This is a genomic window from Klebsiella ornithinolytica (assembly GCF_030505655.1).
GTDB lineage: Bacteria > Pseudomonadota > Gammaproteobacteria > Enterobacterales > Enterobacteriaceae > Klebsiella > Klebsiella ornithinolytica.
Genome location: NZ_CP130153.1, coordinates 2,572,740 through 2,590,595, shown reverse-complemented (window position 1 = coordinate 2,590,595; position 17,856 = coordinate 2,572,740). Strand labels below are relative to the sequence as shown.

The 17,856-nt window shown below is 53.7% G+C and carries 27 protein-coding genes; 2 read left to right on the top strand and 25 right to left on the bottom strand.

The genetic code is table 11. From position 1 onward, the window contains the following. Positions 1-2: 2 nt before the first annotated feature. The 25 genes from Q1L34_RS12275 to Q1L34_RS12155 form a co-directional block, all read right to left on the bottom strand. Positions 3-974: a phage protease gene (locus Q1L34_RS12275; RefSeq protein WP_049082011.1), complete on the bottom strand. Its 972-nt coding sequence runs from the start codon at positions 972-974 to the stop codon at positions 3-5. Positions 975-1,053: 79 nt separating this feature from the next. After that, positions 1,054-1,383: a hypothetical protein gene (locus Q1L34_RS12270; RefSeq protein WP_064169538.1), complete on the bottom strand. Its 330-nt coding sequence runs from the start codon at positions 1,381-1,383 to the stop codon at positions 1,054-1,056. A gap of 112 nt (positions 1,384-1,495) precedes the next feature. Next, positions 1,496-2,350 (bottom strand): phage minor head protein, encoded by an 855-nt coding sequence (locus Q1L34_RS12265; protein WP_064169537.1) that lies wholly within the window; start codon positions 2,348-2,350, stop codon positions 1,496-1,498. Then, positions 2,343-3,914: a DUF935 domain-containing protein gene (locus tag Q1L34_RS12260; protein WP_064169536.1), complete on the bottom strand. Its 1,572-nt coding sequence runs from the start codon at positions 3,912-3,914 to the stop codon at positions 2,343-2,345. The genes Q1L34_RS12265 and Q1L34_RS12260 overlap by 8 nt, the downstream gene beginning before the upstream one ends. Continuing rightward, complete coding sequence (locus Q1L34_RS12255) at positions 3,914-5,503, bottom strand: terminase large subunit domain-containing protein (RefSeq protein WP_064169535.1); 1,590 nt, start codon at positions 5,501-5,503, stop codon at positions 3,914-3,916. Before Q1L34_RS12255 ends, Q1L34_RS12260 begins: the two co-directional genes overlap by 1 nt. Then, a complete protein-coding gene (locus Q1L34_RS12250) occupies positions 5,500-6,078 on the bottom strand; it encodes a DUF3486 family protein (protein WP_064169534.1) in 579 nt (192 codons plus the stop codon). Before Q1L34_RS12250 ends, Q1L34_RS12255 begins: the two co-directional genes overlap by 4 nt. After that, positions 6,068-6,445, bottom strand: coding sequence for a hypothetical protein (locus Q1L34_RS12245; protein ID WP_080816242.1), 378 nt, complete (start codon positions 6,443-6,445; stop codon positions 6,068-6,070). The genes Q1L34_RS12250 and Q1L34_RS12245 overlap by 11 nt, the downstream gene beginning before the upstream one ends. A gap of 2 nt (positions 6,446-6,447) precedes the next feature. After that, positions 6,448-6,735: a VpaChn25_0724 family phage protein gene (locus tag Q1L34_RS12240; protein ID WP_016807465.1), complete on the bottom strand. Its 288-nt coding sequence runs from the start codon at positions 6,733-6,735 to the stop codon at positions 6,448-6,450. Between the two features lie 9 nt (positions 6,736-6,744). Continuing rightward, a complete protein-coding gene (locus tag Q1L34_RS12235; RefSeq protein ID WP_004114566.1) occupies positions 6,745-7,047 on the bottom strand; it encodes a DUF2730 domain-containing protein in 303 nt (100 codons plus the stop codon). Next, positions 7,028-7,258, bottom strand: a complete 231-nt coding sequence (locus tag Q1L34_RS12230; RefSeq protein WP_004114564.1) for a TraR/DksA family transcriptional regulator — start codon at positions 7,256-7,258, stop codon at positions 7,028-7,030. Before Q1L34_RS12230 ends, Q1L34_RS12235 begins: the two co-directional genes overlap by 20 nt. Then, positions 7,255-7,860 (bottom strand): hypothetical protein, encoded by a 606-nt coding sequence (locus Q1L34_RS12225; RefSeq protein WP_064365545.1) that lies wholly within the window; start codon positions 7,858-7,860, stop codon positions 7,255-7,257. Before Q1L34_RS12225 ends, Q1L34_RS12230 begins: the two co-directional genes overlap by 4 nt. Further along, entirely contained in the window at positions 7,848-8,255 is a 408-nt protein-coding gene (locus Q1L34_RS12220; RefSeq protein ID WP_110223673.1) for a hypothetical protein, read from the bottom strand. The genes Q1L34_RS12225 and Q1L34_RS12220 overlap by 13 nt, the downstream gene beginning before the upstream one ends. Then, positions 8,248-8,466, bottom strand: coding sequence for a hypothetical protein (locus Q1L34_RS12215; RefSeq protein ID WP_071786705.1), 219 nt, complete (start codon positions 8,464-8,466; stop codon positions 8,248-8,250). Before Q1L34_RS12215 ends, Q1L34_RS12220 begins: the two co-directional genes overlap by 8 nt. 2 nt (positions 8,467-8,468) lie before the next feature. Next, complete coding sequence (locus Q1L34_RS12210) at positions 8,469-9,047, bottom strand: glycoside hydrolase family 108 protein (protein WP_131034719.1); 579 nt, start codon at positions 9,045-9,047, stop codon at positions 8,469-8,471. An 88-nt stretch (positions 9,048-9,135) separates the two neighbouring features. Further along, complete coding sequence (locus tag Q1L34_RS12205; RefSeq protein WP_064169529.1) at positions 9,136-9,462, bottom strand: hypothetical protein; 327 nt, start codon at positions 9,460-9,462, stop codon at positions 9,136-9,138. Between the two features lie 5 nt (positions 9,463-9,467). After that, positions 9,468-9,860 carry a Mor transcription activator family protein gene (locus Q1L34_RS12200; RefSeq protein WP_064169528.1) on the bottom strand — a complete coding sequence of 131 codons (393 nt, stop codon included), beginning with the start codon at positions 9,858-9,860 and terminating at the stop codon, positions 9,468-9,470. After that, entirely contained in the window at positions 9,857-10,414 is a 558-nt protein-coding gene (locus Q1L34_RS12195) for a gp16 family protein (RefSeq protein WP_227661601.1), read from the bottom strand. Before Q1L34_RS12195 ends, Q1L34_RS12200 begins: the two co-directional genes overlap by 4 nt. Continuing rightward, positions 10,415-10,741, bottom strand: a complete 327-nt coding sequence (locus Q1L34_RS12190; RefSeq protein WP_064169527.1) for a hypothetical protein — start codon at positions 10,739-10,741, stop codon at positions 10,415-10,417. It lies immediately after the preceding gene. Continuing rightward, positions 10,734-11,231 carry a nucleoside triphosphate pyrophosphohydrolase family protein gene (locus Q1L34_RS12185; RefSeq protein WP_064169526.1) on the bottom strand — a complete coding sequence of 166 codons (498 nt, stop codon included), beginning with the start codon at positions 11,229-11,231 and terminating at the stop codon, positions 10,734-10,736. The genes Q1L34_RS12190 and Q1L34_RS12185 overlap by 8 nt, the downstream gene beginning before the upstream one ends. An 80-nt stretch (positions 11,232-11,311) precedes the next feature. Continuing rightward, the gene (locus Q1L34_RS12180) at positions 11,312-11,929 is read right to left on the bottom strand and encodes a DUF3164 family protein (protein WP_110228129.1); all 618 of its coding nucleotides are present in this window, start codon (positions 11,927-11,929) and stop codon (positions 11,312-11,314) included. Positions 11,930-11,944: 15 nt separating this feature from the next. After that, positions 11,945-12,232 (bottom strand): helix-turn-helix domain-containing protein, encoded by a 288-nt coding sequence (locus Q1L34_RS12175; protein ID WP_110228128.1) that lies wholly within the window; start codon positions 12,230-12,232, stop codon positions 11,945-11,947. Positions 12,233-12,234: 2 nt separating this feature from the next. Next, positions 12,235-12,474: a hypothetical protein gene (locus Q1L34_RS12170; protein WP_016807480.1), complete on the bottom strand. Its 240-nt coding sequence runs from the start codon at positions 12,472-12,474 to the stop codon at positions 12,235-12,237. Between the two features lie 175 nt (positions 12,475-12,649). Continuing rightward, positions 12,650-13,597, bottom strand: a complete 948-nt coding sequence (locus tag Q1L34_RS12165; protein ID WP_110228127.1) for an AAA family ATPase — start codon at positions 13,595-13,597, stop codon at positions 12,650-12,652. 36 nt (positions 13,598-13,633) lie between these two features. Continuing rightward, the gene (locus tag Q1L34_RS12160) at positions 13,634-15,733 is read right to left on the bottom strand and encodes a Mu transposase C-terminal domain-containing protein (RefSeq protein WP_327204534.1); all 2,100 of its coding nucleotides are present in this window, start codon (positions 15,731-15,733) and stop codon (positions 13,634-13,636) included. A 13-nt stretch (positions 15,734-15,746) separates the two neighbouring features. Continuing rightward, entirely contained in the window at positions 15,747-16,016 is a 270-nt protein-coding gene (locus Q1L34_RS12155) for a helix-turn-helix domain-containing protein (RefSeq protein ID WP_077268068.1), read from the bottom strand. A 155-nt stretch (positions 16,017-16,171) separates the two neighbouring features. Between Q1L34_RS12155 and Q1L34_RS12150 the strand changes: the two genes are divergently transcribed. Both Q1L34_RS12150 and Q1L34_RS12145 read left to right on the top strand, forming a co-directional pair. Continuing rightward, positions 16,172-16,735, top strand: coding sequence for a helix-turn-helix domain-containing protein (locus Q1L34_RS12150; protein ID WP_194813326.1), 564 nt, complete (start codon positions 16,172-16,174; stop codon positions 16,733-16,735). 782 nt (positions 16,736-17,517) lie between these two features. Further along, a complete protein-coding gene (locus tag Q1L34_RS12145; protein WP_004862406.1) occupies positions 17,518-17,760 on the top strand; it encodes a DinI family protein in 243 nt (80 codons plus the stop codon). The last annotated feature ends 96 nt before the right edge of the window (positions 17,761-17,856 follow it).

Genomic DNA, 17,856 nt, shown 5'->3' with positions numbered 1-17,856 from the left:
TCTTATTGCTCCTGTTTCGGTTTAGCGGCGAGAAACTCTTCCTGGGTAAGACCCATGCTGCGACACATCGCCAGTTCGGTTTCGGTCAGCGTGGTCTGCTGCCCCTTGTTCTCTTTACCTTTGGACGGGTCCTGATTGACCAGCGGCTGCGCAGTTTTCACGAACTCGGCAAACTGCTGACGGCCTTCTTCACTGCGGCAAAGGGCCAGATACATATCGCGGTTAGCGGGCGCGACTTTCCCGGCGGTTACGGCATCGTCAACCAGCGCGGTGGCCGTCTTCTCATCCAGTGTCTTCAGACGATCTTCCGCTGTCTGAGCGCGGTTCAGCGCCAGTTGATAGGTCTCCTGCGGGATGAACTTTGACAGGTCCGGGTTCTGAGCACGGTTCAGCGCGGTCTGTTCGCTGTTCTTGATGGTCTGGATCGCTGATACGGCATCGTCAACCGACGCGGTCTCAGCCAGCCCCAGTGCCGTGGCAATCTGCACAGGTAAAGGCATGGTGTTCTCCGAGTTAAGAGCGGGTAAATACAGGTTGGGTTTGTTGGTCAGGCCAGCGCTGGAAAGATGCGAGACCTGACCGGTAGGGAAATGACGGAAAGCCGGACTGTAATAGCGGTACTTCTTACCGCGAACGAGCGCTTCGCCGTCAGGCGTCCATTCGATATGACCGTCAATGCTGCCGTCGGCGTTGACGCGCATGGCATCAATCCAGGCATAAGCCGGAGCTTCTTCACCTTTAGGCCCAAGCAGCTCGGTGGAGTGTTCGGCATCAAACGGCAACGTCGGGTAACGAAAGGACGTGGCAATAATGGCCTGCGGATTGTCGTTTACCCACGTACGGCCATCCCGGCCAGTGAATGTGCCCGCAGGGATCATCGGCAACCATTCCGGCAGCGGCGTGCTGGCATCCGACAGGTCGGGAAGCTCGAAGCACAGGGCCAGAAATTCGAGTTGTGTTGCAGGCTTTGGCATGGTGCTGTCCGTCGTTAAAGGTAACTGACGGACAGTGTCGGTGATGGGGAAGGAGAAAGTAGATTAACCGCTTTCCCTGCTATCTAAATCCATTCTCAATAAAGAAAGAGTTCTGGAGGTAATCCTTTTTTGCTGCAGCTTCAGCATCTTCAATAGTCTTTACACCATCAATTTTTTTCGAAAGTGCAAAAATCCATGAATTAGCTGTAATTGGATTATCAAACGAACGATGAGAAACATCAAAAGGCTGAGGTTTTTTGTGTACAGTAACCTTCCTTAAGATATGAATGTTAAAAATTAATTCAGGTTGTTCTCCTAAAGACTGCACAATCTCATACTTAAAAGCACTTTCGTTAGGCCTCTGAAATATCAAAGTCGACACTACTCTATAACTATTAACGAACTCCATAGCTTACCCCCGTTCAAACCACGTTCAAAAACGCCGTGGCGCGTTTAAGTATTTTTCAGAGAATCATCGTACCACAAATGCCGGTAAAGTCCCTGAGTGCGTTTGAGACGGATTACCGCCTCGTTTCATTATCACTGTCGAAGGCGCTCTGCTTCGCGGCCAGCTGGCGCTCAAGTTCGGCCTGACGGCGCATGCCGGGGTTATAGTCCCAGCCCGGATCAATTCCCTCCGGCACCAGCTCCTCTTCGCCGGTGCGCTTGTTAACCCACTTCACCCGTTTGATGGGAGGCGCTTCGGTGCGGACCGGGACGGTCTGGCGGATAACGTGGCCGGTTGGCTGGCCGCTGTCATCGAGCTGCTGCACGTTGCGCGGGACGCCATTTTTCTGCAACTGATCGTACTCGTATTTGCTGACCTGACGAACGCCGCATTTACAGCCCCAGCCGTTGGGGCCGATGTGTGTCTGCCAGAACGGGTCGTCAACGGGTAGACAAAGGCCCTCCCATTTCAGGTGCTCGGCACGGTGCTCGCGTGACGGCCCCAGCGTATAGAGCAGATACGGCATCGCACGTTTGGTGCGCTCAATGCGTTCCCATTGCCCGGCGCTGCGGGCTGTGCGCATGTTGGTATCATAAATAGTGCGCAGACGACGATCGCTACCGAGCTGCACCGGCTTTGTCTCACCTGTCAGCGGGTCATCCATCATCTGCTGACCCCACCATCCACGCTTCACCAGCAGCGGCTTCAGTACCTCGCGGAACTCGGCGAACGACTGGCCGCTGGCCATTGCCTCATCAACCAGCGTTTTGACGTCAGAGAGCAGGTCGAGCTGCGTCATCTTCGCCACAGTGAAACCGATGCTGTGCTCCTGCTTCCACACATCACGGTAATCAAAGCCCGGCATCAGCTTTTTGGACTTCAGCCAGGCGAGTGCCTCTTTGGGGATAATATCGGGAGCCTTAGCCATCGTTCGCATCTCCCAGTGTCCGCGCCTTAAAGCTCAGCATCGCCAGCTGCTCGACGAATGCGGCAGGCTCCAGCGTCTTCTGCAGGTCCGGCAGACGCGCCAGAAACTCCTCAAAACTCCCAGCCTCTTTCGCCAGCTGCAGCACCGGACTGGTAAAGGCATCGCCGGTCTGCTCCCAGTCCTTAAGCGCTTCGCTGGCCATCACATCAATTTCATCGTCCTGTGAACGGTTAAGCGCAAGTTGCTCGCGGTTGAGTGCCGGTGCCGGGCTGAAGGCGGAGAAGCTGTTAGAGGGTGATAGTACCGCCGCGCCGTTCTCTGGTTCGGCCAGACCGAACTTGTCCCGAACCTCAGATTCCTGCACCCGCAGACCACGATCAACCAGGGGGATAAGCGCATCGACAAAAGCTTTTAGGTCCTCCGGTTCGCTGATGGTCAGCTTCACTCGCGGGTACTTTTCCTGCGGCCCGTAGTTGAACTGGATAAACGGGCGTACCAGAAACTCATTGAGGGTGTTCTCAAGCTGACGGGCATCCCAGCGGGCAATATCCATGCGCACCCGGTCATGTACGTCGGCCTGAGACCGCGAACTGCCGTCATCGGTGGTCATAGTTTGCCCCAGTACGGCCTTACTGGTCTGGGCGTCGCACCACTCCGCCATTTCTTTAAAGAGAGCACCACCGCCGTTACGGCTGGCCGTCTCCTGCATCTCAAGCTGCATACTCTGGGGGATAGCACACCCGGCATCGGAAGCGATGGAACTGATGGCGTCAATGAGGATCTTAATCTGCTCATCGGAGGCATTGGTCCCGTACTTGCCGACGACGATGGGAATGCCAAACTTCTCGGCGAACGCCCACCAGTCACGGACGGTGAAGGACTTCAGCATATACATCACCGCCACCAGACGGGCCAGACCGTTACGCAGGGGCAGACCGGACTTGAGGCGGGGATAATGGATAACATACTTACCTGGCGTCAGCGGGATACCATCAACCGGCTGCTCATCGGTCAGCAGGCGGAACTGGCGCAGGGTTTCACGGTCAGTTTTGAGGAAACGCGGGTCAACCCATTCGTAGTCGCGGGGTTTCCAGCCGTCACGGGTGTCCCAGAGGATTTCGCAGACACCCACACCCTTGCCGAGCCCGTCAAGCAGGTCAAACAGCAGCTCAGGTATCTGCGGCTGCTCAATCAGATCGCGTACGGCATCAGCCAGCATCACATCATGTTCATCGTCGCTCGCCGCTTCCACTGCCGGAGGAATACCGGCGACGGTCAGCTTGCGGGTACGTAAGACGCTGGAATAGTGCAGGTCACGCTCTTCCATTTCTTCGGCCAGGATAAAGTAATCGCTGGCATTGCCTTCGGTCACATTACGTAACACCCCGGCCAGTCTGGCCGGAGATAAGGTACTCGCCACGCTGATGCCCGGAGAGGGTCGCCTGACGCTGATGCTCCCGGCCCTCGCTTCAGCCTGTTTCATATCCGATTCATTGACAGTGACCGGCTCACCCGTTGAGGGACTCAACAGGCTGCGGATGGCCCCGGTAAGTTTTTTTAACATCAGAGCAGTCCTCGCTGATTTTTAAGACCACGGGTGATACGCAACTGACGATGACTGTCGCTGTTGCGCTGCTGTTGGGGAGTGTTAAGCCGGTGCAGTTCGTACCGCTGGCAGTCCTCTTTACTGGCGAGAAAGGCGAGGAAGATCGCATACGCGCTGTCGCCGTGACGCTTGTGGCCATCGCTGCCGGTGTTTTCCCGGTCGTCAATTCCCGGTACACCGCGCAGAACGACAATCTGCCCGAGGTCGCTGATCACATCCTCGTGCTTTGGCAGTATCAGCTCATCGTCTTCGAACGCTGACTTAAAGCGCGGCATGTTCTCGCGGTAGTGGGCGACGGACGGCATAACCACCTCCACTTCAGCGCCGTACTTCTCCGCTGCCTGCTCCGCCAGATAGTTACCGTTCCCGCGACCATCAAGCTTGATACCGTCGCGGCGCGGTAGTCGATCGCAGATAAAGAACAACGCCTGCTCCTGCTGCTTGTAGGGAACGTTGGCCAGCTCGACCAGGAACGGTACGGTACGGGTGGTGTCATCGTTGACGGTCATCGGCGCAAAAACGGTCAGGTGGCCCGACCGCGCAAAGTCCTCGCCGAGGCAGTGGCGGAGGTTTTGCGGGAGCGTGTTCAGCACAGGCAGAACCTGCTTATCCAGCCATTCCTGCATATCCAGCGCTCGGATAATTTCCGGCATGGCATTGAATCCGGCGGTGCCGGTGAAGCGGAGAACGGGACCGGCCCCCCGCGCAGCACGCTCACGAATGGAACGGGCGAGATAGGTGCCGCCGCCGTTCTTCGGCTCACAGTAGTATTCCTCGCGGGCGTCTTCTTCGGTGGCGGTATCGCTCAGCAGGTTCGCCAGCCACTCCACCTCGGCTTCCGGTGACCACGGCTTTTTCGTCACCTGACAGATACGACGATACAGCCCTTCGCTGATGGCCAGCTCGATATCAATACGATGAACGGAGTACCGTTTTTTGCCCGCGCGGCTGTCAGTGATGATGGTATTGAACAGGTTTTCAATGCCGTTATGGGTGGAGATCAAACGGACCTTAGACCCCCACATGGTGAGCGCCAGCGCCGCTTTCAGCACGGCAGCGAGGTCTTTCTGGAATGCCGCTTCGTCAATGATGACGTTACCCTGCATACCGCGCAGGTTAGAGGGGTTTGACGACAGCGCCTTGATTTTGAAGCCGCTGGCAAAGTTGATGACGTAAACCAGTATGTCCTTGTCGTCATCCTCCAGCGCTTCCTCGCCAATCGCGGAGGCCGCGAGATTGTATGCCTTCGCCCACATGGCGCAGGCGTCGATAAACTCACGTGCCATGTCTTTAGTGGTGCCGACATAGAAGGTGTCAGTTCCTCCGGCTTCCGGTGACATTGACCCGCTGAGCGCAGCCTCGGCGGCTTCCGCCCACGTCAGGCCGGTACGACGGGATTTCTCGGCAATCTTGAGCTGGGACGTGTCCGCAATCCAGCGACGCTGATAAGGCAGCAGCACCTGATCCGCGTCGAATTCTCCCGCCAGAATGGCGCTGGCGGACTGATTACGTAACTGTTCCTGCGCTGACAATGGTCCGGCCATCATGCGATCCCCAGAATCTGGCGACGGATATCAGCGGCGGTTTCCGCAGACAGCCCGGCGCTTTTGGTGATTTTCTCCGCCTGCGCGGCGGCTTCCTCGGCGAAGGCCTGGCGGATCTCTTTCTCACGTTTGTGGCTGGCCATCGCTGCCGCCTCCAGACGCTGAGCAACCAGCGCCAGCTGGCCGAGGGCCTTCGGCTCAACCGGACCTTCTTCTTCAGCTAGTGACATAGACGTTTCGAATGCCAGCGTTTTCACAAACTCCATCAACAATTTGCCGACGTCAGACGTTGGCGCGGAACCCAGCTTCGCGGCCCAGATTTCCGCCATTTCGCGGGAGGCGCGAATTTTGGCCCCGAACTCTTCCATACGGCTGGCGTAGCGGTTCAGGCCCGTGCGACTGAGCTTCATATCCTCCGGCAGGTTGTGGCTGTCGATAAGCTCATTAATCGCTTCGCGGATCTCTTCCTGGGTGTGGCGTTTCTCACGCAGCATCTGATGCAGCTGATCGCGTACACCATCCGGCAGCAGGTCGATTTTGGAGGGGCGACCACGGGTCGGCTTTTGTTCAGTGGACATGCGATGTTTTCTCCCCTGCGGCCATCAACTCATTAACTTCATCAATAGCGTCCATGTAGGTAAAAACATTGCTCCATTCCGGGGCTGCGCCTGTCACCGCTTCGTAAATGGCGCTGAGTGTCTCTTGAGCAGCATCGCGCTCAACAATAAGCTGCGTTTCAGAACGGTCGAGTTGTCCCAGTTCAGCAAGGAGCTTGTCGCATGAACAACAGAGCGATTCCAGTGAGGTTGCTGCTGTTAACAGTGAATGCCACGACAAAGTGAGTTCCTCTGCCGGGCTATGATGAGCAAGCCGTGATAAGCGGCGGAACTGTTCGGCCTGCTCACGGCATGTCATCAGCAATTTCTGCAGGGCTGATTTATCCATAATTACCCCCTCGCGCGGGGCTTTTTCACCCCCGGAACTGTGGCGAGACCGCTGGCGACGTCATCACCGCGACCGGTGATTTCAGCCACATAACAGCCGGAAACATCCGTCAGACTGACCAGACCCTGCTCACGCAGCCACGCCAGATGCGTGCGCACGGTATCACGGGAAACGCGATGGCCATAAGTCTGCAGGCACGTCTGCAGAATCGACTCGTTGGCGCTGTCACCGCATTCGACAAGGGATCGCAGAATAACCAGGCGCTGGTCCTGGTCGAGAATGTCACGCATAGTCACCTCTTATTTTTCCTTCAGCTCGTTTTCCAGAAGCAGATCGCTGACGTGTTTTACCTGGCGAATCGCCGGGCCCAGTTCGCGCAAATCGCCCCGCAGGTTGCTCATTTCCAGCTGCAACTGATGCAGGTCTTTCTGGCTGGGAAGTCCTGCGATGGTGTTTTCGATGCCCTGCAGACGGGTACGCAACAATTCCAGCTCCTCGCGTTTGACGTAGGTTTTGGCCAGCAGGAGCTGGATAACGTTCACGGCGGACATAAACAGCGCCCAGATGATCGCCCAGTTACCCTTAATGATTTCCCAGCCCATGCTTCTCCTTATGTTCTCTGATGGTCTGACAGGTGAAGCAGGTCACTGCGTACGGCAGCGCCCGGAGTCGCTTCGCCGGAATCGCTGCGCCGCAGTCGTTACAGAACCCGTACTCATCCGGCAGCTCTTTAACGCGCTTTAAATGCTGGTTTAAGAGCCGTTCCCGTTCTTCCATTTCAAGGTCGCTGGCGCGATCAAATGCTTTAGTCATTTACCCACCATGACCTTGTGTTTGCTGGATTTGCTGTAGCGAGCGAAACCGTCCAGCGTCCTGAAACCCAGATAACCCAGCGCCGGGGTTGCCAGCATCAGCGCGATATCCCAGTCCGGTTCGGGCATGGTAAACGCATGGCCGAAAGCACCGGCCACCGCGCCAGCCTGCTGACCCAGAGACATGATCATCACGTAGGCAATGCTGCTGTAGAGGGATAAGCGGGCCATCAGCGGGCGGGTCTGACGGACATATTCGTCCGTGGCATTGTCGCCGTTGCGGATGGTTTCCTGCTGTTCATGTTGCGCGGCCTGCTGGTCGGCCATCTGCGCCTTGTCCCGCTCCAGCTGGAACTGCTGCAGCTGTACCTTGAGGGTTTCCAGCTGTACCAGCTGTTCGGGGGGCAACTGTGCCAGCTTCTGCTCCAGAACACGCTGCTGGTCGGCTGGATTGATGGCACCGTTGACGGTCTCGACAATACTGGCCACCGAGTCTGCGGCTCTGGCGGTATCGCTGCCGAACCAGCCACCGACAGTGCGGACCAGTGAGGGGCCCGCCTTGAGCAACACGGAGGCCACGGTGGAAAGGGTTATCGGATCCATTTGAGGGGCTCCTTATGTGAAGCCCATAACCAGAGAAGGAATGCAGTCAGTCCAGCCAGCGGATTAAACAGCAGGATCCACGGGTCTTTTGCATTCGCGGGAGCGACGGCCAGCAACAGGAAACCAGCTCCCCAGATTATCCAGGACAACACACCTGACCACCGGCGAGCAGAATTACCCGGCTGCAGCAGACGGTAAGGCAGATTGCCGAGCCATACGCTCGCCCCAATTAACAGCACCCCGGCGAATGTCAGCCACCAGACAATAAACGCCTGACGGCCAGTGAAGCTGCAGAACAGCAGCGACAATCCCACCAGAATCACCACCGTCCAGCCGGACTGAAATACCCGGAGTAATGCCAGCTTCAGCCAGTCGGTATTCAACGATTTAAACATGATGTTTTTCCTTATATCGCTGGCACTGCCAGACGATGTCTCTTGTATCGACGGAGTCCCAGCCCCTGCGGTAATAACTGGCATGAGTACCGTCACAGCCTGTGTAGTCCTGTGGAACGGGCGGAGGGCCACCGGCAACCCTGTGAAGCACCTCCTGACGGAGACGGTCCCGCCGCCCCGCGCGTAACGACGAATCCCAGCCCTTACCCATGCTCAGCTCCGGGGAACCGATACCTGACCGCCGATGACCTCCTGACAGGCGTTCGCCAGTTCATCGAGACGGTTAAACCAGCCATTGAGGTATTTACCCTGCGAGGAATTGGCTTTGATGATGTCGGCGTAATAGCGGGAACGGCGCAGGAAGCAGCGCAGGAGAAGCCATTCGGCATCAGTTGAGGCTACAGCGGCGCGGGTTTTGGGGCCGATAATGCCGTCAGCGGTGACACCGACGGCATCCTGCAGGAGCTGAATCGCTTTTTTAACGCCGTGCTGTACTGCAGAATCGAACACAAAAAGGGAGATGCCATCAGGCCACTGTGAGCAGTAGGAGGAATACCAGTAATCGCGGAAATAAATTTGCCCGGCCTGTTCTTCGGTCAGGTCCTTAATTCGGGTATCGGGTTTGCCGTCGCCATCGACGTCGGCTTTGCCATCGGCAAGTCCATCGCGCCTGTCGGATATGCCGTATTTGGTTTCGCCGCCTTTGTCGGTCGGGTCATTAACATAACCACCTTCGCGGGCGAGAACGAAAGCGAGCGCGTGAGAAAATGCGGGGGTAAATGATGTTGTCATGCCTGCACCTTTGGGATTAAGTCAATCTGACTTAATCCCAGTTTGCTGCAGGCATAAAAAAAGCCGGATTTACCGGCTTCATTGATGGTTAATAGTAAAAAAGAAATTCTCGGTAACTGTATAGTTCCATAACCGCTACCATAAGAAAAAGCAAAATAAAGCCACGACTTTTATCTGTTTCAACGGGATTTTGTTGAGCAATTGATATCAGTGCCTTCCGGCGAAAAAGGTAAATAAAAAAAGGAATGATAAACATACAAAATAGTCCCCATACAACAGGGGGCATACCTCGCTTGTAGCCTTTGTGTAGTCCTTCAGTTGCAACATAGGTCCCGATTTTATTATTTGCCGCATCAAAAAAAACCCAAAAAACGCATACAACAACAATCACATCAATTAGTAACCCACCGATCATTATTGTCACTCCATATCCAAAGAGTATTGTCTTTTACTTACTTCAAGCCTTCGCATTCGCTTGATAGCTTTATACACCGTTTTGTAGGTCACCTGGTAGCGCTCAACCAGTTCAGGGATGTTATTTCCCTGAAAATCACGCCAGATACGCATATCCCTGATGAGTTGCTCAAGCACCTGACCGCGTGGAAAGTAAACCTGCATCCCACCGATTTTACTGCTGATGGCTGCGACCAGCTCGATAGAATGACGCGGGTCATAGCCAAAGCGTTCAAGTTCCTTACGCAATAACGCATTCAGTTCAGCCAACAACGAGGGGAAACGGGAACTCTCCATCTCATCATCGATATGGTCCAGAATACTGTCGTCCTGCACGTCACCAAAGAGATCGCCACTCATTTTATCCACCTTCTGGCTGCATCAGCGTAAGCGCTGCAGATTGTGTCATAGTCCCGGCTTTCCTCGCCGGTAACCGGATTTTCAGGGAGCCGGACGTGGTGCGCCAACATAGCCTCCCTCATCGACCGGATGTGCCATTGCTTCAGGCTCTCAAGGAAATTCGCTTCGGCATCACCGCGCAACCATTCCAGGCTGGAGACGCCAGCGCCGCCATTACGGATGCGAGTCTGGCGCTGGACAAAACGGTCGAGCGCAATATCGCTACCATCCCGGATAAAACCCTCGTTAAACATCGTTTTCCATATCGCGCGGATTTTCAGGCTCACGTCAGACGGGGCAGACATGCGGCGCTTGGAACGGCGCTGAGGTTTGCTTTTGAACCCCTTAGCCTCCAGCGCCTGAATGACGCTCCGCAGCTCGATGACGGTCATCTCGCGGCAGCTCGACTTACCCGGAACTACCGCCCCCAGCAGGGAGCGGTAAGTGTCATCGTCAAGCGCCAGCTGGCCTTTGGCGATATGGATAATCTGGATTGCGTTTGAGCGGGTCATCATTCAGACCTCCCACTTGATGCCAGCGGCGGCCAGCGATGCCTGTACTTCATCCGCTTTGTAGGCCATTTCGGTGTGATAATCCTCATTGAAGTCTTCGCGAAGCAGCATGCTGTGACGCTGAGGCAGCTTCACGGCGCAGGACTCCATCTCTGCGTTGCGCTGCTGCGCCTTCTCCAGCGCCTCTATCAGCGCCTCTACCGTTTTCAGAGAAAAGCTGGGGAGCGTTACATTAATGGTCTTAATGCGCTCGATGGAAGTATTAGGCCCCCATGCTGGCATCGCCTTACGGGCCGCAATATCAGCTTTAATCTGCTCTAAATTAACCATGAGATTTATCCTCCGCCCGCATACGTTCGGCATACTGCTGCTCGCGCATCATCTTCTGAGCCGCCTGCATCAGCAGACTGACGGCCATACGGGCGCGGGCGGCGGCATAGCGATTGCTGGTTTTGGTGTCGCGATAGAGAGTTTCTGCCAGCCCCATCTGTTCTGTCGCTTCCTCCAGAAGCCCCATAACGGACGGGCCAAAGGGATTGACAGGTTGTGACTCAACACCAACAACCTGAGCCAGACGCGCCATCTTGCGGTTCTTTTCATGGTCAATCATCGGGCCCATCCCGTTATGACGCAGTTGCTCAATCATGATCTCAACGTCCGCCGCTTCTTCGGCCACTTTGCTGCTGTCGGTTTTATGGTTTAGAAAACGACAGCAGGCAGCTGATAATTCGCTGGCCTCTTCGGAAAGAACAAGTACCTGTGATTCAAATCCCCATTTGGCGAATGCAGCCTCAAAAATACCTTTTGCTTTCGGATTCATAATATGCCCTTACTGGATTTCGGCGTGAGCAACCCCACGGCGCTGACGCCGGAAATTAAACAAAGTCAATTAACGAATATTCAGAGTTTGGCTAAATCCAGTGATATCTGTTTATAAGTGCCATCATCCTGACGCTCATATAAACGCAGATACTGGCTGGTTCCGGTGACCTGAATAGCATCGGCCACTGCGTCCATTGCTTCATTCCATTTGGTATCGTCAATATTCAGTGAGCGTAGCCCCAGAACCTGATTGATATCAATCCGGCCCTGTTTGTTGACACGGAAGGCATGATCGACCATTGCCATAATCTTTTCATTAGCCCCGGCAGACCATTCATGAATGCAGTCATCAATCAGCTTTTTCGCTGCCTGAATGCGCTCATCAAAGATGCGATGCTCGCCTACGGCGCGAACCAACTTATAACGGCCATCAAAGCTGGCCAGCGTGACATTGCCCTTAGCTCCGCCATATTCAACACCGTATTCCGCTGCTGAAAGGTCGATAAAATCACCGATTTTCGCCATAGAGCCGAGCTTGAACTCGACCAGCGACTGACGCTGCATACGAGCTGCCTCAACGATGCCGAGCACCACTTCATCGCGGAGCTTATCAAGCGGTTTAATCTGTGATTCAGGAACTAAATGCCCCTGAGAGTTAATCCGGTAACCTTCCGGGATGATATTTAAAGTATTCATAAAACCCTCGCTAAATTAATAACAGCCTGAATAAACGATGTTTGAAACGGCACGGAGGCTTAATTCCATCTTTTCGGCAATAACCGGAATGGTAAGCCCTTCCTTATAAAGTTCGCGACACAGATAGATATCATGATCCTCTGCAGTCTGAACCTGAACCGACAGACCCCAGCGATTCGCCTGGGAGCAGATTGCCTGGCGGCTGCGGTTGAGTTTCTCAGCCATCTCCTGCGCGGTCATTTTTCCGGCATTCTCACAGACAAACTGAATTTCGGACTGGGTCCACTTACGGCGCTTTTGCATAACTACCTCCAGATAACATGACAACCTTCGAGAGTGGCCATCCACACGGAACGGGTCCCGGTGGGGCAGCGTTCAATCAGATGATTAGCCCTGTTCACCAGCTCATTCGGCGGACAGGTGATTTCCAGACACGGGCGGCGCATCCACACCCGCATCTCCGTAACACGACTACCGCGCGCCTGCAGCCATGCCTGCGCAGCGGTGGCCATTCCAACATGCTCAGCAATACGTTCAGTAATCATGCTCTTAACTCTCCTTCGTCAGGTCATAGAAGCTTTTTCCGCCGCAGCGTGGACATACAAGAACGAATACTTTGATGCCCCGATACGACTTGTCCCGGACGCTCAAGCGTTCGCTTTCCTTGTGAACATTCCGGCATCGGGTACATTTCACTGTTTTGCTGCTTTCCATAAGCCGCTACCCCCTTAATAACGTCGAAACATCAACATCCAGATCCAGATCGCGCAGCGCCTTGAGGATGTAGCTCTCGCTGACAGCCTGACCTGCGCCGTGAGCCGTCATCGCCGCCAGCCGCAGTGAGTGGCTGAGGATGCGCAGTGCGCCGGGCTTCTGCGCAATCTTCTGAAGCAGATCACGCTCTTTTTCGCCGTCGATATGCCAGGCATCAGCAATGGCTTCCACATCCGCCTTTTTGGTCTTGTTAATCGCCACGCGTTTGGCAATACGCGAGAACAGGCGGGCGAACTCAACGGTACGATTGCCGCCGGTCATGTTGCTGTAGACGCGGTGGTTACCCATCAGCACCAGCCCGACGCGGGTAGCCTCCTGCAGCAGGCGCAACTCTTCGAGCGTTTCAGCGCCAAGGTGGTCAGCTTCATCAATGATGACGAGGCCCTGAGTGCCATCAAGACGGCGGCGGAGTGCGCGGGCCAGCGGACCTTTGCGGCGCGGCGCATCATTCATCCCCAGCTCATAGGCCAGCTCGGTCAGGCACTCCAGCACGCTCGCACATGATGGGGTGATCGTTATCATCCAGACGTTGTCGTTACTGCGACGGTATTCCCGCGCGGCCTCGGACTTCCCGACGCCAGGGTTACCGCAGACCACGCCGATGCACTCCGTCAGGTGGGCATAGCGGAAAGCTGTCCAGATTTGTTTAACTGTTGGGGTCTCAATAAAGCGCGGTGGCGCTGGCAACTCGGCGGCAGAATGCTGTTTATTGACCCAGCGCTGCAGCGCTTTCTCGACGCGAGCGTTATCACCGGCATATTTATTGTTCATGAAGCCACTAACCACACCGGTTGATAAGCCGGTTTCACGGGCAACCTGAGCAAAAGTAAAGCGGTTACCATCGACAAGGTTGCGCAGAACCTCGCGAATATCGGAAATATTCACCTCTGACATAATTTTCTCCATTATTTGAAGGGTATTTAAACGGCCTTAAATAGCGTTTTTACGTTTATTTGATTCCAGCATATCCAGCGAGTTATTCAGATACTCATCCTCGCTGTATTCTTCTTCCTCCATTTCTGCCAGCGCTACAGGCGCAGCACCACGAGTGGGGCGATAGACGTTGCCATGCAGCCATTCCTGCTCTGTCGGAGCTGGCAGGGTGTGGACGTTCTCGGCCTCGGCCAGGCGGACTTTCTCCTCGCCGCGCTGACGCATCCCTTTGATACGTTGCTGGCGCTGGTGATATTCGGCAGTAACCGGGAATGCCTGCTGTTTATTGCCATCCCAGACAGCTTCGCAAATAAATGAACCATCCGGGCGACGAATAACAACCTTTGTTGCGTCGTGAATATCGTAATTAACGAGCACTTTATTACCGTGCTCGTTATTCAGCTCAGCGGAGTAATACAGGTTATTGAATAAACGGACCTCACAGCGGTTGACGGTACGCTCTATCTGCGGCATGAACATTTCGCGTAGTTCCAGCTCCGACAGCCACTCAATTTCTGTCGCTTCTTTCTCCAGCTTATAGCGGCGGAACTGCGCCGGAGTGAAGTGCTCACCATCACCACGAAGCGGCAGAGACTCATGCGGGCGGTTGTTGTACCACTCAACACCGGCCTCGATGTGTTCAATGAGAGATTCCCATGAGGGCAGATCGCGCAGGGTCTGCTGTTGTTTTGCAGTCAGCTCTTTCCCTTTGTTCGCTGCATTCGTCGCGGACTGCAGCGCTTTTGTCATGCGACGAACGGTGCTGCGGTCTGCGCCGGTGCCGTAATAGGTGGCGAACTGGCGTGAAATACGCATGGCCAGCGAACGGTTAAGGCGTTCGATAATACCGCGACCCTGCGGGTTTTCCGGGATACCCAGACGGTGATCAATACCGAGGCGGGGAAGAATACCTGTCAGCTCAGCATCGAAGGTATTGTTGGTCTCGCCGCCACCGTTATCGGAATAGTACAGGAACGGTTTGCCGTGGTTTTTAATGCCGTGGCGCAGGGCGTCGGCAACAGCTATCACACTTTCAGACAGCGCCAGACTCCAGCCGACAATATAGCGGCAACTACCATCCAGGATAAACGTCACCTCCGGCGAAAACGGGTTGCCGTGGTCAGGGTGGGCAACCTTCATCTTCATGCCGTGGCCGTCACCAATCCAGACGTAATTAACCGGTAATGACTCCCAGTCACGACGGACAAAGCCCTCATACTGACGGAACTCGCTACCAGTGATGCGGCCTTTCTGCTTAACAACAACGGGTAATTTATTCATGGCATAGCACACCTGATCGTAAGAAGGGATGGCTGCGGCCATCATCGAATCATCCTGGTAACGCTCAGCCCATTCAGCTGCAAAATCATCGTAAGCCTCCTGAATACCGCGACCGTCAGGGCGACGATAAAAACTCAGGAATTCGGGCAACCATCTGATTTCTTCAGGCTTAACGACCTGACGTTTACCCGGAGCCAGTAAAAGAAGACGTTCTGCGGCGGAGCGGGTCTTGTTAAAATCCGCCACCCAGCGCTTGAGTGATATTTCACTCAGCGACCGTGACGCGCCTTTTTTGGCGTTCGCCATTGAGACCGCTGCACTCAACCGCTCAGGCAGTTCGCCATTTTGTGCCTGACGTACGATCTCGCGGATAGCTTTTGCCCGGCTGTATCCCGGCAGTTCACCAAGGCGCAGCACTTCAACGACCAGCGCCATACGTGCATCAGCAGTCTGGCGCTGTGCATTTGTCAGACCGTTGAGCTTCTTCTCCATCAGAGCAGGACATTTGCGGTATACCGCGATTTTGCTTTCCTCGGTACCTTTGGCTCGCGGAGTCAGCGACGAACCAACCGGGGCTGCAGGCAGTTCTTTCGGTGAACCGTTCATCAGTTCTTTTATCTGGCGAGCACGGAGTGCCTGCTGCGCCACTTCTGGAAGGCAATCAATATGGAATTCAAAAGCCTTGCTACCGGCACGTTTACGGACGAGGCTTGAATTACCCTCAGCAAACTTGTTCAGTTTGATACGGATGTTATGCTCGCGACCCGGAAGACCAGGTAAATTCACGCACTCCCGCGCAGTTAACCAGAGAGACATTCCATTTCCTCCGTCAGTCGTTCAGTTCTTTGTCAGAAACATAACGGCTAGGCCAGATAGTCTCTGGCGTAACTCCGATTTTTTGTGCGATCACTTCCTGATAACGAACGCATTTACGATAAAAGGCATTTCGAACAGCACCGCTTTTCAGTCCGAGTTCTTTCTCAATGTCCTGTAAATCAAAACCTTTTTTGTCCAGTGCTGCGATGATCGCCTTGCTGGACCAGTCCTGTCCTGGCTCGATGAATACTTTGGTCAGATCTTGCTTCAACAGCTGCATCATGTGATCCTCTCTGGTTTATCTGATTCGATAATTAAAAACGGTTATCGGATTCATTAAAGACTACTCGAACAATAATCCGAAATCAATAAATTTGATCGGATTTTTAGTCGAGGTTTTATGGCAATAACTTCAAATAAATAAAAAGGTATACATCAATGACTTACACAGAAAAAACCGAAGCTAGTGCAAAAAATCGAGATCGGATTTTTATGTCGAGTGGAATAAACTGTTTTGGGGCACGATTAAAAAAGGCCATGAATGGCATGAGCAACAGTGAGCTAGGCAGGAAGAGTGGTATGTCGGAAACAACCATAAGAAAGTACCTTCGTGGTGACATTTACCCTGGTATTGATAGTGCCGCGCTTGTTGCCGAGGCATGCGGTGTATCACTTGTATGGTTGATTTGCGGTATCGAACAAAAGGACGAGGAAGGTAATGTTGAGACGAAGGCTCATACTGATTCAATTTTAGAGGCCATTATAAAACGGTTGCCAGAAGAGCAAGGTCAGCAGCTAGCGGATGCCATCATAATTCATGGAGTGGCAGGCATCATTTCTGCAATCAATAGCGCCGATGACGTTAGTGACTTCTTGAAGTTGCCTGAAAGCGAAAGAGAGCGGATTCTCAGACTTTATAACCAGGTAAAAGGGGGCGATGTTGAAACTGGTGGGATCATAACTACACCATCCCCATCAAAAAATGACAAAAAGGCCGGATAGGGACGTCTGGCAGAGTCAATAGTTAGCAAAGCAAAAGAGATTGTTTCTTTTAGAGAATGAGTTCCTTTAGATGGCTGCTTTAGAAAATCATTCTATGACAAATGGTTATGCTATTATCAGCCGCAAAGAAACATCAAAATGATAAGAACGATGATGTTCTTTTGAGGGAGCGCTAAAGAAACCATTGAGCAGCGAACCGCACTAACGTCTAAAAGGCATTAGCAGCCCGTTTGAACGCTATCAGAAGTGACTTAACACTAATAAAGCACCAGTATCAAATTTAATCCAAAACCAGCCATCTTCCCTTGAGTTGGTATCAAATGCCAAAACTAGGCATTCCAGCAATCCCGCGGGTTCCCGCTTGATCCCATCTCTTCCCGGTAATATCAAATGATTTCCCTCGTAACATTCAGCCATTTCATTATCGGGGAGGATATTCTCGTCTAAGCGGGGGCAAATAAACAGCAAAAAAAATATTAATTACAAAGAGTTAATATTTAGTTGTTTAACAACGTCGTTCAGAGCGCAGGGCGTCACTAAGGACAGCGCCGCAAGAGGTCTGCAGGATGAAGAAGAGATAACACCGGGCGATTCTGTTTGCCGACGTCTGGCTACGTTTAATCAGCGGCTCTTTTCGTGACGAACCGTGTGACGGTTTCGCCAGCGACACACAACAAACCATCGCTGCATCGCGCTATTGGCCTTCCCGTCGTCCACGCAACTTGATACTGTATGCAAATACAGTAAAAATAGCGCCAACAATTAACGCTGAGAGATGAAATATGTTTGTGGAACTGATTTATGACAAGCGGAACTTTGAGGGCCTTCCCGGGGCGAAAGAGACGATTGCAGCTGAACTATCGAAGCGAATTCACCGTATCTTTCCCGATGCTGATGTACGTGTAAAGCCGATGATGACGCTACCGGCAATTAACACCGATGCCAGCAAGCACGAAAAAGAACAAATCAGCCGTGCTGTGCAGGAAATGTTTGAAGAGGCTGATATGTGGATGGTCGAGGAGTGACGGAGAGAGAAAATGTCATTGTCCCCAGGGGGTGAATCTACCGGCCTGCGGACAAGATTTTACCCATACCGCCGACATGCATGAGCGATGTTGAGG

Bases quoted from the DNA above. Each gene is read 5' to 3' on its own strand.
- Q1L34_RS12275 (WP_049082011.1), bottom strand. From the start codon at position 974: ATGCCAAAGCCTGCAACACAACTCGAATTTCTGGCCCTGTGCTTCGAG.
- Q1L34_RS12270 (WP_064169538.1), bottom strand. From the start codon at position 1,383: ATGGAGTTCGTTAATAGTTATAGAGTAGTGTCGACTTTGATATTTCAG.
- Q1L34_RS12265 (WP_064169537.1), bottom strand. From the start codon at position 2,350: ATGGCTAAGGCTCCCGATATTATCCCCAAAGAGGCACTCGCCTGGCTG.
- Q1L34_RS12260 (WP_064169536.1), bottom strand. From the start codon at position 3,914: ATGTTAAAAAAACTTACCGGGGCCATCCGCAGCCTGTTGAGTCCCTCA.
- Q1L34_RS12255 (WP_064169535.1), bottom strand. From the start codon at position 5,503: ATGATGGCCGGACCATTGTCAGCGCAGGAACAGTTACGTAATCAGTCC.
- Q1L34_RS12250 (WP_064169534.1), bottom strand. From the start codon at position 6,078: ATGTCCACTGAACAAAAGCCGACCCGTGGTCGCCCCTCCAAAATCGAC.
- Q1L34_RS12245 (WP_080816242.1), bottom strand. From the start codon at position 6,445: ATGGATAAATCAGCCCTGCAGAAATTGCTGATGACATGCCGTGAGCAG.
- Q1L34_RS12240 (WP_016807465.1), bottom strand. From the start codon at position 6,735: ATGCGTGACATTCTCGACCAGGACCAGCGCCTGGTTATTCTGCGATCC.
- Q1L34_RS12235 (WP_004114566.1), bottom strand. From the start codon at position 7,047: ATGGGCTGGGAAATCATTAAGGGTAACTGGGCGATCATCTGGGCGCTG.
- Q1L34_RS12230 (WP_004114564.1), bottom strand. From the start codon at position 7,258: ATGACTAAAGCATTTGATCGCGCCAGCGACCTTGAAATGGAAGAACGG.
- Q1L34_RS12225 (WP_064365545.1), bottom strand. From the start codon at position 7,860: ATGGATCCGATAACCCTTTCCACCGTGGCCTCCGTGTTGCTCAAGGCG.
- Q1L34_RS12220 (WP_110223673.1), bottom strand. From the start codon at position 8,255: ATGTTTAAATCGTTGAATACCGACTGGCTGAAGCTGGCATTACTCCGG.
- Q1L34_RS12215 (WP_071786705.1), bottom strand. From the start codon at position 8,466: ATGGGTAAGGGCTGGGATTCGTCGTTACGCGCGGGGCGGCGGGACCGT.
- Q1L34_RS12210 (WP_131034719.1), bottom strand. From the start codon at position 9,047: ATGACAACATCATTTACCCCCGCATTTTCTCACGCGCTCGCTTTCGTT.
- Q1L34_RS12205 (WP_064169529.1), bottom strand. From the start codon at position 9,462: ATGATCGGTGGGTTACTAATTGATGTGATTGTTGTTGTATGCGTTTTT.
- Q1L34_RS12200 (WP_064169528.1), bottom strand. From the start codon at position 9,860: ATGAGTGGCGATCTCTTTGGTGACGTGCAGGACGACAGTATTCTGGAC.
- Q1L34_RS12195 (WP_227661601.1), bottom strand. From the start codon at position 10,414: ATGATGACCCGCTCAAACGCAATCCAGATTATCCATATCGCCAAAGGC.
- Q1L34_RS12190 (WP_064169527.1), bottom strand. From the start codon at position 10,741: ATGGTTAATTTAGAGCAGATTAAAGCTGATATTGCGGCCCGTAAGGCG.
- Q1L34_RS12185 (WP_064169526.1), bottom strand. From the start codon at position 11,231: ATGAATCCGAAAGCAAAAGGTATTTTTGAGGCTGCATTCGCCAAATGG.
- Q1L34_RS12180 (WP_110228129.1), bottom strand. From the start codon at position 11,929: ATGAATACTTTAAATATCATCCCGGAAGGTTACCGGATTAACTCTCAG.
- Q1L34_RS12175 (WP_110228128.1), bottom strand. From the start codon at position 12,232: ATGCAAAAGCGCCGTAAGTGGACCCAGTCCGAAATTCAGTTTGTCTGT.
- Q1L34_RS12170 (WP_016807480.1), bottom strand. From the start codon at position 12,474: ATGATTACTGAACGTATTGCTGAGCATGTTGGAATGGCCACCGCTGCG.
- Q1L34_RS12165 (WP_110228127.1), bottom strand. From the start codon at position 13,597: ATGTCAGAGGTGAATATTTCCGATATTCGCGAGGTTCTGCGCAACCTT.
- Q1L34_RS12160 (WP_327204534.1), bottom strand. From the start codon at position 15,733: ATGTCTCTCTGGTTAACTGCGCGGGAGTGCGTGAATTTACCTGGTCTT.
- Q1L34_RS12155 (WP_077268068.1), bottom strand. From the start codon at position 16,016: ATGATGCAGCTGTTGAAGCAAGATCTGACCAAAGTATTCATCGAGCCA.
- Q1L34_RS12150 (WP_194813326.1), top strand. From the start codon at position 16,172: ATGACTTACACAGAAAAAACCGAAGCTAGTGCAAAAAATCGAGATCGG.
- Q1L34_RS12145 (WP_004862406.1), top strand. From the start codon at position 17,518: ATGTTTGTGGAACTGATTTATGACAAGCGGAACTTTGAGGGCCTTCCC.